This window comes from Salinisphaera sp. Q1T1-3, from assembly GCF_003602005.1.
In the GTDB taxonomy this organism is placed as follows: Bacteria; Pseudomonadota; Gammaproteobacteria; order Nevskiales; family Salinisphaeraceae; genus Salinisphaera.
The window spans coordinates 1-16,383 of record NZ_QZWD01000025.1 but is presented as its reverse complement, the minus strand read 5'-3'; the positions used below and the strand labels follow the sequence as shown (position 1 = coordinate 16,383).

The 16,383-nt window shown below is 63.0% G+C and carries 13 protein-coding genes; 3 read left to right on the top strand and 10 right to left on the bottom strand.

Annotated elements, in window-relative coordinates; genetic code table 11:
• The 4 genes from D3260_RS16400 to D3260_RS16385 form a co-directional block, all read right to left on the bottom strand.
• Window positions 1–1,290: a restriction endonuclease subunit S gene (locus D3260_RS16400; protein WP_120099694.1), complete on the bottom strand. Its 1,290-nt coding sequence runs from the start codon at window positions 1,288–1,290 to the stop codon at window positions 1–3.
• Window positions 1,287–3,458 carry a class I SAM-dependent DNA methyltransferase gene (locus tag D3260_RS16395; protein WP_120099693.1) on the bottom strand — a complete coding sequence of 724 codons (2,172 nt, stop codon included), beginning with the start codon at window positions 3,456–3,458 and terminating at the stop codon, window positions 1,287–1,289. Before D3260_RS16395 ends, D3260_RS16400 begins: the two co-directional genes overlap by 4 nt.
• A 133-nt stretch (window positions 3,459–3,591) precedes the next feature.
• Entirely contained in the window at window positions 3,592–4,659 is a 1,068-nt protein-coding gene (locus D3260_RS16390; RefSeq protein ID WP_120099692.1) for a DUF4062 domain-containing protein, read from the bottom strand.
• A 56-nt stretch (window positions 4,660–4,715) separates the two neighbouring features.
• Window positions 4,716–5,789 carry a Fic family protein gene (locus D3260_RS16385; RefSeq protein ID WP_120099691.1) on the bottom strand — a complete coding sequence of 358 codons (1,074 nt, stop codon included), beginning with the start codon at window positions 5,787–5,789 and terminating at the stop codon, window positions 4,716–4,718.
• 351 nt (window positions 5,790–6,140) lie between these two features.
• On the opposite strand from D3260_RS16385, the gene D3260_RS16380 reads away from it, so the two are divergent.
• Window positions 6,141–6,707, top strand: a complete 567-nt coding sequence (locus D3260_RS16380) for a hypothetical protein (RefSeq protein ID WP_147418242.1) — start codon at window positions 6,141–6,143, stop codon at window positions 6,705–6,707.
• Window positions 6,708–6,853: 146 nt separating this feature from the next.
• Here the strand turns inward: D3260_RS16380 and D3260_RS17585 are convergent, their stop codons facing one another.
• From D3260_RS17585 to D3260_RS16350, 6 genes are all read right to left on the bottom strand, one after another.
• Window positions 6,854–7,228, bottom strand: coding sequence for a hypothetical protein (locus D3260_RS17585; RefSeq protein ID WP_158583581.1), 375 nt, complete (start codon window positions 7,226–7,228; stop codon window positions 6,854–6,856).
• A gap of 312 nt (window positions 7,229–7,540) precedes the next feature.
• Complete coding sequence (locus tag D3260_RS16370) at window positions 7,541–9,271, bottom strand: biotin carboxylase N-terminal domain-containing protein (protein WP_120099688.1); 1,731 nt, start codon at window positions 9,269–9,271, stop codon at window positions 7,541–7,543.
• Between the two features lies 1 nt (window position 9,272).
• Window positions 9,273–10,901 (bottom strand): carboxyltransferase domain-containing protein, encoded by a 1,629-nt coding sequence (locus D3260_RS16365; RefSeq protein ID WP_120099687.1) that lies wholly within the window; start codon window positions 10,899–10,901, stop codon window positions 9,273–9,275.
• A complete protein-coding gene (locus D3260_RS16360; protein WP_120099686.1) occupies window positions 10,898–11,656 on the bottom strand; it encodes a LamB/YcsF family protein in 759 nt (252 codons plus the stop codon). Before D3260_RS16360 ends, D3260_RS16365 begins: the two co-directional genes overlap by 4 nt.
• Window positions 11,657–11,841: 185 nt before the next feature.
• The gene (locus D3260_RS16355) at window positions 11,842–12,687 is read right to left on the bottom strand and encodes an urea carboxylase-associated family protein (protein ID WP_120099685.1); all 846 of its coding nucleotides are present in this window, start codon (window positions 12,685–12,687) and stop codon (window positions 11,842–11,844) included.
• 14 nt (window positions 12,688–12,701) lie between these two features.
• On the bottom strand, window positions 12,702–13,376 hold the full coding sequence (locus D3260_RS16350) for a GntR family transcriptional regulator (protein ID WP_120099718.1): 675 nt from the start codon (window positions 13,374–13,376) through the stop codon (window positions 12,702–12,704).
• A 594-nt stretch (window positions 13,377–13,970) separates the two neighbouring features.
• On the opposite strand from D3260_RS16350, the gene D3260_RS16345 reads away from it, so the two are divergent.
• Complete coding sequence (locus tag D3260_RS16345; RefSeq protein ID WP_120099684.1) at window positions 13,971–15,236, top strand: Nramp family divalent metal transporter; 1,266 nt, start codon at window positions 13,971–13,973, stop codon at window positions 15,234–15,236.
• Window positions 15,233–15,904, top strand: a complete 672-nt coding sequence (locus D3260_RS16340) for an aspartate/glutamate racemase family protein (protein WP_120099683.1) — start codon at window positions 15,233–15,235, stop codon at window positions 15,902–15,904. The genes D3260_RS16345 and D3260_RS16340 overlap by 4 nt, the downstream gene beginning before the upstream one ends.
• Window positions 15,905–16,383: the final 479 nt, after the last annotated feature.

Sequence of the window (16,383 nt, the reverse complement as noted above, 5' to 3'; positions counted from 1 at the left end):
CTAAGAGTTTAACGAACGTATGTTTCCAGTCACCGCCGCGGAAATTAGAGCGTCGCGGTATTCACTGAGTTGCTCGATAGACGTTCGAACCTTTGCAGCGATACTAGCGATTTTCTCTATTTCGGAGAACACAAACTCCACGATATCTCTTTGTTCTTCAACTGGCGGAAGCGCGACTCGAATCGATTTTACGTCCGCTAGTCCGATTGTGCTGATTGTTGATCCGTTCGTGAGTTTTTTTAGCTCACCAGTCATGCCGTAGATAACGGCTAACAGAAATTCAGGGAGCACTCGGCCTTCGTTGCAAAGCCAAGCGATTAAGTGCTGTGATACAGCCATAGGACAGGTAGTGATTGCACTTTCGCCGATTGTGGCGTCGCGAGTAAAAACTACTGCTTTGGCGGGAAGTAGTCTCGCGGAGGAATTCGCTAAGCCTTGCTCATTGATGTTGAACGCTGTTGAAGAGATATAGTCGTTTTGACGAAGGGCATCGGTGTCATTCAGTGAAACCCATGGGATCGTGCAATTCTCCCAATAGCTTTCTATTTTTCTGTCAGGTGTGTGGCCGCTCTCTAATTTCGCTACCCTTTTTAATGGCCTAACTTGCCAATGAGAAGGAATCTCGCCAAGCCAATCGATACTAGAAAGCTTCATCGGTGCGTCAGAATTTAGCCCTTTAGTGACGGACCGTGTAATCAGCGCTTGGCGGTTTTCAGCCAGCCGATCTAGAAGCGCGCGCTTCTTTTCGATCAGCGCGTCGATTCGAGCGGTTTTTTCGTCGAGGAGCTCGGTGATCCGGCGTTGTTCTTCGAGGGGCGGCAGTGTGGGCCGAAAATCCTTTAGAAATACTTCAGGTACGCGCTTTTGTCCTCCGGCGCCGAGCATTTCCGACTCACCGCGTGAGCGGAATTCATGCGACATCGAGAGGTAGAAAAGGAACTTCGCGTCTAGTGTCGGGCGAGGTCGTAAAACATGCAGTTCCGTGGTGCCAAAGGCAACACCGTTGGCCAGACCACTTGCAAGCGCACCTTTGCCATTTTCGAAACACGGCGTGATCTTCGCGACGCAGACATCGCCATCCCTAAAATAGGTATAGCCGTCATAAACGTCCGCGAGCGGTCTGATGTCATCGAGACGCAGGCCGCCAAGCGAACCGACCGCATCCATCGAGACGAAAGACACTTCGGTTTCCGGCGGCAGTTCTAGCTCAGATTTAACGGGATTGACCCGCATATCAAAGCGAAGCCGTCTTTGGGTTCGAGCGTCAGGAGAAGACGATTCGCCGCTCATGTCACCAATCCGTCGAGTAGGTTTGCGATCTCGTCTTCGAGTTTCGTGATGTCCGATTCGATCTCATCCAGGGGCCGCGGTGGCTTGTAGACATAAAAATGCCGGTTGATCGGAATCTCGTAACCGACCTTCGTCTTTCCGTAGTCCACCCAGGCATCCGGTACGTGCGGTAAGACTTCGCGTGCCATGTAGACGTCGATGTCGTCCCGGAACGCTTCGACCAACGCTTCGTTTGGCGTATCCGGCCCGAAGCCCATCGGCAGCGGTAGCGTTGTGCTGTCCGGTAGCGGAATATTCTCGGTATCGCGTAGCTCGCTATCCGGTTCCGGCCGTCCTTTGCTGTCGTGGCAGATTTCCGCCTCTGGATCGCGTTCGCCAAGGGCGGTGAAAATCGCTTTCTTGATCGGGGCGGGCAGTTTGACGTCGGCTTGCTTCACGGTCTGTGTCAGATCGCGCTCGAACACCGCGCGATCCATATATCGCCCGTTGGCCCCCAGGTTGGTAAGCAGGACGCGCATCTCGGCTTGGAGCGCTTCACCGGCGGCGATCTCCTTGGCGGCGGCGTCTTTATCCTTGCGTTTCTTGGATTGGGCCAGGTTGGCGAAGGCGGTCTGGTCGTCGAGGCGGGCAATTCGTTCGGGCGTGGCTTCGAAGTTCATCCGCAGTGGGCGTTCGACAGTCACCTTGAGAGAGCCGAACTCGTGATTCTTGAAAATCCGCGAGACGACGCGGTTTTCGGTTTCGCCGCCGATCACGACATCTGCGGTTTCGCCGTCCTGATAGCGGCCGTAGATGCGTGTGAGGTCGTTGATCTGTTCGTCGCCGATTTCGTGCCGCTTGTTGTTCAGGCTTTTCTTCATGCGCTGGAAAAAGCGCGTGCCGTCGATGAGCTGGACCTGACCGCGGCGTTCTTCGGGCTTGCGGTTGGAGACGAGCCAGATATAGGTATAGATGCCGGTGTTATAGAACAGCTGGTTCGGCAGGGCGACGATGGCATCCAGCCAGTCGTTTTCGATGATCCAGCGGCGGATATTCGACGGGCCCGAGCCGGCATCGCCCGAGAACAGTGGCGAGCCGTTGAAGACGACTGCGATGCGTGAGCCTTCGCCGCCCTCATCGGGTGGGGCATGCATCTTCGAAATCATGTGCTGCAGGAACAGCAGCGAACCGTCGTTGATCGGCGGTAGACCAGCACCGAAACGGCCATTGAAACCGTTCGTTTTATGCTCGCGTTCGACAACGCTTTTCTGGTCTTTCCATTCCACGCCGAACGGCGGATTGGCGAGCATGTAGTGGAACTGGTGCCCCTCGAAACCGTCTTTTGTCTTGCCGTCGCCTAGCGTATCGCCAGGAGCGATATTATTGGTTTCCTCGTCCTTGATGAGCATGTCGGCACAGCAGATGGCCCAGGATTCTGGATTGAATTCTTGGCCGAAGAGCGCCAGATTTGCGTCTTCGTTCTGGCCGTAGATGAATTTCTCGGATTCCGAGAGCATGCCGCCGGTACCGCAGGCCGGGTCGTAGATGGTGCGGTAAATGCCGGGTGTGTAGACGTCCTGCTCGCCGGTGTACACGAGGTTCGCCATGAGGCGGATCACTTCGCGCGGGGTGAAGTGGTCACCGGCTTCTTCGTTGGCCTGCTCGTTGAAGCGCATCACCAGATGCTCGAACAGATAGCCCATTTGCAGGCTGTCGATCCGGTCCGGATGCAGATCGAGCGCGGCCATCTCTTTCACGATGGTGAACAGACGATCGCTGTTGTCGAGCTTTTCGATTTGTTCCGTGAAGCCGAACTTTTCGAAGATGCTGCGTGCGATCGGCGAAAAGCCGTTGATATAAACGGCTAGATTCGCTGCGATGTTGTCTGGATCACCCAGCAGCTTTTCAAACGTGAAAGGGCTTACGTTGTAAAGAGCAGGCTTATGCTTACGGTCAGCAGCGCGTTCGAGCAGCTTGGTTTTTATCTTACTGTCGTAGTCTTGGAATTTAAGCTTCTCGTATTCGGCGAGTACGTCTTCCTTGCGCTCCTCAACCACGCAATCGAGCCGGCGCAGCACGACCATCGGCAGCATGACAAGTCGATACTGTGGCGGGCGGTAGGGGCCGCGTAGCCGATTGGCGATCTCCCAGATCGCGCTCTTGAGTTGCTCATGCGTCTGCTGATTCATCAATGCAAGCTTTTGGATTACAAGACCGCCGCGCACGGCGTTGTCATGCGCGACCGACGAAGAAACATATCGCGCCGGAGTGTACCCAGCCATTCCGTAGCCAGGAAAGACCGCCCTTTGCGATAGCGGTGTCTCAGAACCGGTGCGACAGCTCGCGACCGAACTGGTCGATCGCACGGTCGATGAATTGCTGATACCGGTCAGACGTATACGGAATGAGGCAACGATTACGCGCGACGTTTTCGGTCGCCATCATCGGCATGCTCATGGAGCGTTGCTCGGCGGATGGTGGCTCAGCGAAATGCTTGTTCGACATGCCCGTCAACGCGATATGGCACCAGGCGCCAGTTGCATCGAACAGGTGAGACGCTGCGAGCGCGTACGCGCGAATCTGGGAAGGCGCTACAAACATACCCGATAGCGGGTTATGGCGAGATGTTTGCGGCGGCGTTGCGATCCCGCGATAGAGGATCAGGCCGTCTTCGAACAGGCGGATCTGATGGTCCTGGCTCGCGAAGCCGACGTGGTCGGGTCCGGACACGGATTCGTATCCAGCGCGTTTGGCCAGGAGACCTTGGGCGCAAGCGATATCGAAATAGTCGTCGAGATGGTTTTCGAGCCGGCTGAGATCGATATCGTGTGGTGGTTGCGGCCACCAGGCCGCCGTCAGGGTCGGCTGGTTGGGATCCGAAGACCAGCGGGCGTGTTGGTGACTCGCCGTCGCTTGCTCCAGTCGCCGCTGGAAATCTTTCTCGGAAGCGGCTCGCTGATTTTCGTCGAGCTGTCTGAGGGCTTGAACGATTTCGTCTTTCAGTTCGTCGGGCGACGAAAACGTCCGGCGGAAAAGCCCGGCGGCATAATCCTGCAGCTCGTCGATGAACGATTCCTGGTCAGCCTCCGGCTGAACCTGCTCGATGAATACGAGCGTTGGTCGCTGAGTTTTCTGCGCTTCTCGGTACTCGGTTTGTGTGACCGACAGGCCGCTATCGGTCCGGTATCCGAAGCGCTCGCCTGCGATGACGATATACATATCGGCTTGCGAGACTTCGGTCAGACAGGCTTGCTCCGGAGAGTAGGCCTTTGCGGGAAGGTCGGTTTCGACCGTGATGGGCTTGAAGCCCATGATCTCGACCGCTCGGCGTGCGGCCTGGCGTATCTCCTGATAGCCCTCGATCACCGAGCTGATAAATACTGTTCGCATCGTCGTACCTTGGTCTTCTCGGGCCGGTCGCGTATTCGTACTCTGGGGCAGCCGACTCAGTTCGTCATCGACTCGCCGGTCAGAATATCGTTGAGTGCGATGTTCACGTAGAAGTTGGTCCGGCCGAGGCGTTCTTTTTTCAGGAAACCGTCGGCCACGAGTTCGTCCAGATACTTGGTCGCCGTGATCCGAGACACCTGTAACTCGTCCTGCACGAAAGCGATCTTCGTGTACGGGTGCATGAACAGGTTATTGATCAAATCCTGGCTATAGAACTTGTGGCGTTCGCGGATCTGATGCTTGTAACGCTGGAGTGCGGCCTTGATGGCCTGAATCGTCTCGATCGTTTCGCCGGCGGTCTGCTCGACGGCGATCAGCATGTATTCCACCCAGGCTTCCCAGGCGTCGTCATCGCGAACAGCCTGTAACCGGCGATAATATTCGTCCTTGGTGCGCACGATGTGCCGGCTCATATAGAGCACCGGAATATCGAGCAGCGCGTTTTTCACCAGGTACAGCACGTTCAGGATACGGCCGGTTCGGCCGTTGCCATCGTAGAATGGGTGGATGCTCTCGAATTGGTAGTGAAGGAGCGCCATCTTGATCAATGGGTCGATCGCGAACAGCGCGTCGTCGTTGATGAAGGCCTCGAGGTCGGTCATGAGAGCCGGTACTTGTTCCGGCGAGGGCGGTGTGTAGATCGTTTCCCCATAACCGTTACGCAGAGCTGTGCCGGGAATGCGACGAAATCCGGCCGCGTTTCTTTCCAGCGTGGCCTGTATCGTCTGGATATGCCGATTCGTGATCAGCCGATCCCGGCGAACCGCGTCGTAGCCCGTGAATAGCGCTTCACGGTATCGATAGACCTCTTTGGCCTGCAGCGAGCTGCCAGGCTCGGTCGCATCGCCCCGGAACAGCTCATCATGGGTGGTGATGATGTTCTCGATCGCGGAGCTGTCCTTGGCCTCCTGGATGCCGAGCGTGTTGATCAGGATCGATTGGTTCGGGATTGTCGATGCCACACCCTTGAGCTCCGCGAGCCGACGCGTAGTGGCATTGAGTCGCTTGAAAATCGCGACGGTTTCGAATCGTCCAGGGTCGAGTTGTTTGAGCGACGGAAGCGCGACCATCGGAAACGTGTATATTTTAAAGGAATAAATATACACGTTTGTCACCACGTGTATAAACTTCGGGAAGAATCTATACAGAGACTGTTTCGGCGATGGCTTTGTGTATGGCGGTGATGATCGACCGTGCCGATTGTGATCATCGGTGTCTGACGTGATTTCCCGGTCTGGCTATCGAGCGACGCCGGTCCTGAGGCGCGCTGGGCTCAATTCATAGACGCAGCGTCGACGTGTGGCCACCGGCCGGCTTGTCGAGGCCGTTTTGCGGGTTGGCCCGTTACGCCGGGCATACGAGGCTTTCGGGTGTGCCATGATCGCTTGGTGTTCTACACGAACGGAACCACGGAATCTGCCATGACCGCATTCCGCTGTACCGGCAAGCTGCTCAAGTCGCTCAAGGCGACGGTCGAAACCGATACGCCGACGCCGGAAAATCGTCTCGGGGACTGGACGGCGAACGTGGTGCGCTACGGTCGCAAACCTTTCGTGATCGCCGTGGCCGAGCATTCGCGTATCGCTTTGCTGCTGCCGGCCGCGCCGTACGCCACATTGACCGAGCGTTTTCTCGAGGATCTGCCGTATCTGCTGCGTTATCTGCATATCCCCGAACCCTTGATCGAGTCGGAAATCGCGGCGATGGCGCCGTTGCATATCGCCAAGAGCAATTCGCGCTCGGTTCTGGCGAGCATCAACGGCTACGACCAGACCATGGCGCATCTGCTGGCGAGCGGTGAAAATTGGACAACCGTCGGTCTGATGGCATTCATCGCGGAAGACATCAGCAAACCGAACGATTATCAGCCGACGGGCGATGTTGTGCGGGCGCGTTTCGGGCTGGCGCCGATGATCGGCCCCGCATTGCGCGAGGCGGCCGAGCAAGCGCGGTCCGTGTTCTGGCAGGCCGCGAATGACGACGATTGAGGCAGCCGCGTTAACGTGTTTTCCGCTCGGTTTCATCCGTGCCGAATTGCGTCAGCATTCACGGCTCCGCGGGGTCACTTGTGGCCGAAAGCGCCATGGATACGCTTGAGTATGCCGCGGCGGCTTCCCGATCGAAATCGGTCGGCTCAAAATCCGCGCCGAATATCTGAATGCAGTGATCGCCTTGTGGCTTGTGATGGCCTTGAATGCGGCGCGGCCGGGTGGCCGCCGATGTTTTCGGGGGCACAGGCCATGGCGCCGTCGAGCAGTGGCGGGCACGGCGTGGTTTTCGGCAGCCCGCTATCCTGGGCGATAATCCGGTGTGTCCAATCGTCGCCGAAATCGTAGCGATATAGAAGACAGCCGTTATTCAAATGCGGCAACAGCGTAAGAGTTTTCTTGTTGGCCGCTCGGGCAATGTTGTCTCTCAGACCATCGGCCAGTTCGGGATGCCCGTATCGCTTGCCGTTGATTTCAAATTCGTTTCCAGCCGGCCCATGGCGTACTGGATGCTCTGACACAGGCGTCGCAGATTGATTTGCTCGGGCTCCAGGACGCGTTACCAGACGGTGGTGGGTTCGACTTGTAACAACTCGATTCGTGGAACAGTGTCGGACATGATGAGAGGACGCCTTTATCGGTCCAAATGCATATCGCGTGTCACTGTGGTGGTACGTGAGGCGGTGTGCGTGCGTTGCCCGGGAGGCAGGCGGTGATCTGAGTGTTTCCGGTCTAGGGCCCGGTTTTTGTAAGTCACCGACAGGCTCGCCAAGCCGGAGGCTGCCCGGATGCGGAACGCGCCGTTGCAGAACCGGCAGGGCGGCCGGCCGATATCAGCCGATCCGCCCGAGCACGTCGCCGTTGGCGACGGCATCGCCGGCCTGTTGGTCGCCCCGCTCGAAGGTGCCGGCTCGGGGGGCGCTGATGGTGGTTTCCATTTTCATCGCTTCCAGCACGGCGAGCGCATCGCCTTCGGCGACGTCGGCGCCGTCGTCGGCCTGCCATTGGACGAGGGTGCCGCTGAGGGTGGCGGTGACGGCATTGTCGTCGGCTTCGTCGCTGGCGTGGGTGTCGGCCGTGGCGGTCTGGGCGGTGCCCAGGGCGTTCAGCAGTGCGGCGGGCAGGCCGAGTTGGACGGCCTTGCCGTCGAGGTCGATGGTAAAGCGTCTGCGATCGGCCTCGGGCGCGGCGGCCGCCAGTTCGTCGGACGCGGCCAGCCGTTCGCTGAAGTCGGTCTCGATCCAGTGGGTATGCACGCCGAATCGGTCGTCGGCGGTGAAGGCCGGTTCGCGCAGCACGGCCTTGTGGAAGGGGATGACGGTCGGCAGGCCGGTGATGACGAACTCGTCGAGGGCGGCGCGCGCGCGTTGCAGGGCCTGGGCGCGGGTGTCGCCGGCGACGATGAGTTTGGCGATCAGCGAGTCGAAGGCATCCGGCACGATCGCGCCCGAGCGCACGCCGGTATCCACCCGAATGCCCGCGCCGGTGGGGGGCTCGAAGCGCTCGATGGTGCCGGGAAACGGCAGGAACCCCCGGGCCGGGTCTTCGGCATTGAGCCGGAACTCAAGCGCGTGGCCGTGGGGCGGTGGATCTTCGGTCACGGTCAGGGCCTGACCGTCGGCGATGCGGAACTGCTCGGCCACGAGGTCGATCCCGCTGGTGGCCTCGGTGACCGGATGCTCGACCTGCAGCCGGGTGTTGACCTCCAGAAAGGAGATGAGGCCGTCGGGCGCGACCAGGTATTCGACGGTGCCGGCGCCGACATAGCCGGCCTCGCCACAGATCGCCCTGGCCGAGTCGTGGATGCGCTGGCGCTGTTCATCGCTGAGAAACGGGGCCGGGGCTTCCTCGACGAGTTTCTGGTTGCGGCGTTGCAACGAGCAGTCGCGGGTGCCGACGACGATGATATGGCCGTGCGTGTCGGCCAGGATCTGGGCCTCGACGTGGCGGGGACGGTCGAGAAAGCGCTCGACGAAGCACTCGCCGCGGCCGAAGGCGGCCTCGCTCTCGCGCACGGCCGAGGCGAACGCATCCTCGATGTCGGCGGCCTTGTGCACGATCTTCATGCCACGCCCGCCGCCCCCGTGGGCGGCCTTGATGATGATCGGCAGGCCGTGTTCGTCGGCGAAGTCGCGTACGGCCTCCGGGGTGTCGACCGGGCCGTCGGTGCCGGGGGCCAGCGGCGCGCCGACGCGCGTGGCGATCTCGCGGGCCGTGAGCTTGTTGCCGAGCGCTTCGATCGTCTCGGCCGAGGGGCCGATCCAGATCAGTCCGGCCTCGACGACCGCGCGGGCGAAATCGGCATTCTCCGACAGAAAACCATAGCCGGGATGCACGGCATCGGCCGCGGCCCGGCGGGCGATGGCGATGAGCTTGTCGATGGCCAGATAGGTCGTCTCGCCGGCGGTGCCATCCAGTGCCCAGGCTTCGTCGGCGAGCTGCACATGCAGGGCATCGGCGTCGGCATCGGCATAGACGGCAATCGAGGCCAGGCCGGCGTCGCGGCAGGCCCGCACGAGGCGCACGGCGATCTCGCCGCGGTTGGCGATGAGAATCCGCTTCATGTCAGCTTCCTTCGATCGAATGGGGCGCGTCGGCGTCGACCGCGACGAACTGGATGACTGCGCCGGGGGCGAGCTGGGCGGCGCGGTCGCGATCCGCGTCGATGAGCACCGCGATCACCGGATAGCCGCCCGTGACCGGGTGATCGTTGAGAAACAGGACGGGCCGGCCGGCCGGCGGCACCTGGATCGCCCCGGGCACCGTGCCCTCGCTGGGCAGTTCGCCGGTCGCATCGCGGGGCAGCGGCGGCTCCGCGTCGTCGCCCTGGTCGTCGCCATCGACGGCCAGTCGCAGCCCGATCCGGTTGGATTGCTGTGTGACACGCCAGGGCGTTGTGGTGAACCGCTCGATCGTGGCCGTACTGAACCAGTCGGCCCGCGGGCCGAGCACGACGCGCAGTCGGACAATGCCATCGTCGGGCGGGGCGGCCAGCGTCGTCGGCTCCGGTGCGCCGACAACATGGCCGTTGTCGGCCGCGCCGATCGACAGCGTATCGCCGGCGGCAAGCGGCGGCGGGCCCATGTCGGACAGCGTGTCACGGGCGCCACTGCCCAGAACGGGGTCGACGACGAACCCGCCGCGTACGGCCAGATATCGGCGCAGCCCGTGGCTGGGGGCTGCGAATGTCAGGGTTTCGGCGTCGCGCAGCAGAAAGGGCCGGCCGGTCTCGGCGCGGCGCGGGCCGTGCGGCCCCTCGATGGATAGCACACCCGGGGCGCCGGACGCGGCCACCACGGCCTCGCCGACGGCACGCACGACGAGCCCGCCGAGCACGGTCTCGATCACGGCGGCCCCCGGCGCGTTGCCGACCAGCCGATTGGCCTGGCGGGCCGCGGCCCGGTCGGCCACGCCGGAGACCGGCACGCCGAGATGGGCCTGCCCCGGTCGGCCGAGATCCTCGGCCAGCGACTGCAGACCGGGGTCGACGACGCACAGCGCCGGGCCGGCATCACCCCCGACATCGGATTGCGTTGCGGACGCGCTCGCCGGGCCGTCGGCCGGCGTGTCGTCCAGCGTATCGACGGCCCGATAACGAATCCGGTCGCCGGCCCGGATCAGGGCGGGCGAGTCGCGGGTCGGATCCCAGAGCCGGGCATCGGTCCGCCCGATGAGCTGCCAGCCGCCGGGCGATTGCTTGGGATAGACCGCGCTGAAATGGCCGGCCAGCCCGACGGCGCCGGCCGGCACGGCCGTGCGGGGCGCGGCGCGTCGCGGCACGTCGAGTCGGTCGTTATCGCCGACCATGTAGAAGAATCCGGGCGCGAACCCGCCAAAGGCCGCTCGCCAGTGCTGGCCGGTATGCGCGGCGATGACCGCCTCGACCGACAGGCCGGTGTGGTCGGCGACATCGGCCAGGTCCGCGCCGTCATAGACCACATCGATCGTGATCTCGCGGCCGGTGTCGGCATCGATCGGCGCGGGGGCGAGCGTGGGCAGGCGGGCCCCCGCGGCGGCTACGTGGTGTGCGCTGTCGAAACCCAGCAGCAGGGTGCGGGCCGCCGGGACCCGTTCGATCTGGCCGGCCAGCGGCGTCTCGGCCAGATGCGCGTCCAGTGCCAGCACATCATCCAGCGACTGGCATTCGACCAGCAGCGCCCGGGTGCCGACGCGACGGATGCCGGCAGCGCTCATGCGAAGGCCGCGATCGTGATGCCGGCATCGTCCAGTGCGCGTCGCACGGCCTGTGCCGTGGTCACCGCCCCCGGGCTGTCGCCATGGACACAGATGCTCTCGGCCGCCACGCGGACCTGGGTGCCGTCGCGCGCGATGATCACGCCGTCCTCGGCCAGCCGGATCATATTGGCCACGATGGTCTCGTCGTCTTTGATCAGCGCGTCGGGCTTGCGGCGCGAGACGAGCGTGCCGTCCGCGTTGTAGGCGCGATCGGCAAACGCTTCGGCCACGCCGCGGATGCCGTGTGTGTCGGCCAGTTCCAGCACGCGCGCGCCGGGCAGAGCCAGGATCGGCAGTGTCGGATCGAAGGCGCGCAGCGCCTCGATGACGGCGCGGGCATGGGGCTCGTGATCGATCATGGCGTGATACAGCGCCCCGTGGGGCTTGATGTAGCCGATGCGCCCGCCGGCGGCCCGAGCGAAGGCATCCAGCGCGCCGAGCTGATAGAGCACGTCGTCGGCCAGCTCGCCCGAGGCACAATCGACGAAGCGACGGCCGAAGCCGGCCAGGTCGCGATAGGCGACGTGGGCGCCGATCGATACCCCGGCATCGACCGCGGCCCGACAGGTGGCACGAATCGTCGACGGGTCGCCGGCATGGAAACCGCAGGCGATGTTGCCGCTGGTCACCGACTCGAACATCGCGGCATCGTCGCCGAGCTGCCAGCGGCCGAAGGATTCGCCGACGTCGGCATTGAGATCGATGGTGGGCATAGGCGTATCTGGGCTCGAATAGGCGTCAGATGACGTTGCGACAGATTGTGGCCGGGAGCAACGCAGCGTGGCCCTCTGCCGGGTTGATCCCGGAGGCGTCGCCGTCGATGGCGCCCGCGCGCCTGCCGGAGTCGTGCGGGCGATGCATCCGGCAGGCGCGGCGAATCATGGCAGCGGCGCCGCGCTCAGCCGCGCGTGCCGTCGTGGCGCGGCGCGGACAGGCCGTGCATCCCGGCATAGTCGGCCACGGCCGGCGAATGCCAGTCCGCCAGGGCCGCCGGTGCCACGGCATCGACTTCGACCCCCAGTGGCCGGCAGGTATCGATCGGGTCGCGGGCATCCGGCCCCCAGAGCGGTACCGACAGGTCGCCGCCCGGGCAGGTCGACAGGGCACACAACAGATCGATCTCGGCGAAGAATTCGAGATAATCGCCGGCCTCGGCCGGGCAGGCCTTCATGAAGTAACGGTCTTCGTCATTCAGCCCGGTGCACTGAAACACGTTGAGCACGTCATGCACATCGAATTCGGTCAGTCCGTGGGGCAGCACCGCTCGTGTGAGATTCGAGTGACAGTGATAGTCGAATTCCTCGCCGGACAGAATCTTGTTCACGTACGGATCGCAGCGGCTGCCCAATAGATCGTGGACGCGCCCGCCTTCATCGTCGACGCCGTAGTGCGCCAGCGAGTCGCCGGTGATCGTGGCGATCGGGCGCAGGTAGGGCAGCGTCGACCAGAGCCGGTCGTAGGTCGTCACGTGCGCGGCCTGCATCTGGCGTGTCCGGGCCGCCCACATGTGTTCGCGGGGGTTGTGGGCATTCCAGATATTCAGGTCGCCGACCTGGGGGCCGTCGGTCGCCACGATGCGACAGACATGGCCGGCCGGCACATGCCAGGCCCGGCCGCTGCGAATCGGCAGCGTGAAACGCTCGACCGGCGTGCGCTCGGCCGCGGCGATGCCGTCGCAGAACGTCCGGTGACGGGCGACTTCGGTGTCCGAGGCGGGCTGATAGGCAGCGGCGGGAGATGGCATCGGCAAGTCCTTTTCTAGTCGGAGGCGTGATGGGCATGGACCACATCGAGCGTGGCGCGCTCGGAGTCGTCCAGATACAGGCGCAGACGGTCGATGGCTTCGTCGCGGCGGCCGGCGACAAAGGCATCGTGAATCGCCCGATCGCGCGGAATCCACGGCGACTGGAACGCGCCTTCGTCGGCCATGACGGCAAAGATCAGCCGCATCTGAGCGACGGTGGATTCGAAGAATTCGTCGAGCAGCTGGCAATCGAGCAGCCCGACCAGGGCCTGATGAAAACGCAGGCTGCCGGTACCGACATCCTGCCATCGGCCTTCGCGCAGGGCGGCCTCGGATTGTTCGATGGCCTCGCGGACCTGCCGCAGGCGATCCCCGGCAGCGACCCCGGATTCCTGCAATGCCCGGATTTCCAGCGCGCGTCGAACCTTGTAGATATCGATGACTTCGGCCGGTTTGACGAAACGTACGACCGCGCCCTTGTGTCGCACATGTTCGATAAGCCGCTCGGTGCGCAGCAGCCGCAGGGCTTCGCGCAGGGTGTTGCGGGAAGCGCCCGTATCCCGGGCTAGCGCTTGTTCAACAATGCGTGTTCCCGGTTTGAGTTCGCCGGCCACGATGCGCGAGCGCAGCGCGGCCGCAACGCGATCGACGACGGCGTCCGATGCGGGCGTCGGGCTGTTGGCCACCATATTGTCCGGTTTCGATGTGGTGCGTGGGTTTGCCCGCAGTTTACGCGTTTTGATTTCGGTGCCGGCCCGTGCCATGGCGCCGGGCAAGCCGTGGGGTCGCGGCGTTGTGAGGCCCGTCATCATCGGTTTGTCGGCGTGGTGGCAACACGTCACGCCCGATCGATGTCCTGCCCCGAAAGCGGGCATTGCTGCCCCCGTCGAGTGCAGTGGGATGCGTTCGGTCGGCACGGTCGTCTCCCGCATGCAGGCAGCATCACGCCCATGCACGCGCGCGTTGACCGCGGCCGAGGATCGGCCGGCAAGCAGCGTCGTGCGACGAATGGCGTGTGGACAAGTCATGGTTTGGGACTTTAGTTTTTGTTGAACAATTTTGTCAAAGCCGACGTACTCATCACCAGCGGACCTCAGATCGGGTTTGCGTTGTGGCCCGATGAAAGAAGACCGTTTGTGCCGTAAGAATCTGTAATTAAAGTGATTTATCAGGCCTTAGTGGTTTCGTCGCGGTGGCGAGAGGCCCGTCGGTAAGACGATGTCAGACATGGCTGGCCCGATTCATGCTTTTTCGGGTTTGATTGTTCAACAAAAGGGAAGGGCATGATTGAACGGACCGCAGAGGAACGCGATACGGTGCCGACACCGCCGAGGAGTGGCTGGCGGCCGGGGCCGGCGATCATGGTGGCGGCCTGTTTCGTCGGGCCGGGCACGATCACGACGGCCACGCTGGCCGGCGCGGAACACGGGTTCGCCTTGCTCTGGGCGATCCTGTTCTCGATCGTGGCGACCATGATTCTCCAGGAAATGGCCGCACGCCTTGGTCTGGCCACTGGCGCCAGCCTGGGCAATGCGATACGCGGGCTCGTGCCACGCGGCCCGGCGCGCTGGGCCCTGGTCGCCCTGATCGTCTCCGCGCTCGGGGTTGGCAGTGCGGTCTATGCGGCCGGGGATATCACGGGCACGGCGGCGGGCCTGTCGGGCCTGACAGCAACCGACCCACGATACTGGCCGCCGGTGATATGCCTGTTGGTCGGTGCGTTGCTCTGGACCGGCCGATTCCGGGTCATCCAGTGGGCGCTGTCCGGCATGGTTGCGGTGATGTGTCTTGTCTTCGTGACGACGGCCTGTCTCGTACAGCCCGATCTGCTGGCCATGGGCCAGAGCCTGCTGCACCCCACGATTCCCTCGGGCGCGCAGATGCTGACCGTCGGGCTCATCGGCACGACAGTCGTCGGCTACAACCTGTTCGTGCATTCATCGGGCGTGCTCGAAGCCTACCCACGCGGCCGCGCTCTCGCGCGTTCGATTCGCGCCGCCCGCATCGACACCGTCATCTCCGTGGCGATCGGTGGCCTCATCACGCTGGCGATCCTGGTGACGGCCGCGGCCGCGTTTTTCAGCCGCCATATCACGGTGGACAGTGCCGGGGCGCTGGCGCGCCAGCTCGAACCGCTGCTGGGCCCGGCCGCGCCTTATTTCATGGCGCTCGGGCTGTTCGCGGCAGGCTTGACCAGTGCAATCGCCGGGGCCCTGGCGGCTGCCTACGCGGTGAGCACCTCGCTCGGGTTCGGGCAGAACATGCGCGCATGGCCGTTTCGTATCGTCTGGCTCGCGGTGTTGCTGTTCGGCACGATCTCGGCGACGTTCCAGACCAAGCCGCTGGCGCTGATCCTGTTTGCCCAGTTCACCAATGGGCTGTTGTTGCCGATTTTGGTGATCGCTCTGCTGGTCGCCGTCAACCATCGGCGTCTGATGGGGGCCTGGCGTAATGGCTGGCTCCAGAATCTGCTGGGCCTGATTGTCGTTGCGGTGGTTGTTCTGCTGGGCGGTACTTCGCTGCTGAGCGTCTTTGGAGTCGTGTCATGACGGAATCGCCTATCCGTGTCGGGGTGCTGGTGCCCTCGACGGATACCACGATCGAACAGGAGTTGCCGGCGCTGCTCGGCCCAGGCTGCTCCGTGCATTTCGCCCGGATGCGGTTGCCGTCGGTCACCGAGGCAGGGCTCGCTGTCATGGAGGACCATGCGCTCGAGGCGGCGGCACTCATCGCCGATATCGACCCGAGCGTTGTGGCCTTTGCCTGTACCAGTGGGTCCTTCTTTCGCGGCGCCGCGCACGAGACGGCGCTGGCGGAGCGGCTGGCGGCCGTTGCCGGTTGCCCGGTGGTCACGACCGCACGTGCGTTCGCCGAGGCGGGGCGTCGTCGTGGGCGGGCCATGCGGCTGCGCACACCGTATACCCAGGACGTGACCATACTCGAGCAGCGTTATCTCGAATCCTATGATCTCAACGTGGTCAGCAGTCGTTCTCTGGGGCTGAGCGCGGATCAGGCGATCGGTCGGGTCGATGCCGCGACGATTGCCGAACTCGCAGCCGGTGACGACCCGGCCGAAGCGCTTCTGTTGAGCTGTACGAATCTGCCGACGCGTCATCTGCTGGCTGATCTGGAGCGCCGGTTCGGCCTGCCCGTCGTCACCAGCAACCGGGCCACGGCCGAAGCGGTCCGTCGGCGGCTGGGCATCGAGGACGAATGAGACGACCACCCGGGCCGGTGTCGTCGGCGCCGGCCGGATGGGCTTGGTCTGTCGTCGCGCGATAGATCGCCGTCCCGCCCGCGGCAGGTGTTGCGGCTAGGGCCTGTTGAGGCTTCGTGCGAGTCCGCGCCAAGTGCGCCCTGAAATTGACGATGGGCGGCAAGACGAGGCATAGCACGCATAGCGTGTCATTCTGCGCCAGCGTGTAGAACGCTGGATTGCCGTCGTGTTTTTGATTTTGGGGCACTTGTCCCGAAGGGTTGGGCCACAAATCCCGCCCGGCGGCGTTGCGAGCCTTGCCGGACACACGGCGGTCTCTCGACGAAAAGGCGCTCGAACGAAACCTCAACAGGCCCTAGGTGTGACCTCTCAGTAGATTGTTCATCCGAGCCGCGACCCTTGAAGCTGATGGGTGCTGAAATCCAGAAGCCAAAGGAGCCACCCGGATGAACACGCACAAGAATGCGCGACTCAGCGTT

What these genes read in the sequence shown, in the direction of transcription:
- D3260_RS16400 (WP_120099694.1), bottom strand. Translation starts at nt 1,290, where the DNA reads ATGAGCGGCGAATCGTCTTCTCCTGACGCTCGAACCCAAAGACGGCTT.
- D3260_RS16355 (WP_120099685.1), bottom strand. Translation starts at nt 12,687, where the DNA reads ATGCCATCTCCCGCCGCTGCCTATCAGCCCGCCTCGGACACCGAAGTC.
- D3260_RS16340 (WP_120099683.1), top strand. Translation starts at nt 15,233, where the DNA reads ATGACGGAATCGCCTATCCGTGTCGGGGTGCTGGTGCCCTCGACGGAT.
- D3260_RS16360 (WP_120099686.1), bottom strand. Translation starts at nt 11,656, where the DNA reads ATGCCCACCATCGATCTCAATGCCGACGTCGGCGAATCCTTCGGCCGC.
- D3260_RS16380 (WP_147418242.1), top strand. Translation starts at nt 6,141, where the DNA reads ATGACCGCATTCCGCTGTACCGGCAAGCTGCTCAAGTCGCTCAAGGCG.
- D3260_RS16350 (WP_120099718.1), bottom strand. Translation starts at nt 13,376, where the DNA reads ATGGTGGCCAACAGCCCGACGCCCGCATCGGACGCCGTCGTCGATCGC.
- D3260_RS16395 (WP_120099693.1), bottom strand. Translation starts at nt 3,458, where the DNA reads ATGAATCAGCAGACGCATGAGCAACTCAAGAGCGCGATCTGGGAGATC.
- D3260_RS16345 (WP_120099684.1), top strand. Translation starts at nt 13,971, where the DNA reads ATGATTGAACGGACCGCAGAGGAACGCGATACGGTGCCGACACCGCCG.
- D3260_RS16385 (WP_120099691.1), bottom strand. Translation starts at nt 5,789, where the DNA reads ATGGTCGCGCTTCCGTCGCTCAAACAACTCGACCCTGGACGATTCGAA.
- D3260_RS16365 (WP_120099687.1), bottom strand. Translation starts at nt 10,901, where the DNA reads ATGAGCGCTGCCGGCATCCGTCGCGTCGGCACCCGGGCGCTGCTGGTC.
- D3260_RS16390 (WP_120099692.1), bottom strand. Translation starts at nt 4,659, where the DNA reads ATGCGAACAGTATTTATCAGCTCGGTGATCGAGGGCTATCAGGAGATA.
- D3260_RS16370 (WP_120099688.1), bottom strand. Translation starts at nt 9,271, where the DNA reads ATGAAGCGGATTCTCATCGCCAACCGCGGCGAGATCGCCGTGCGCCTC.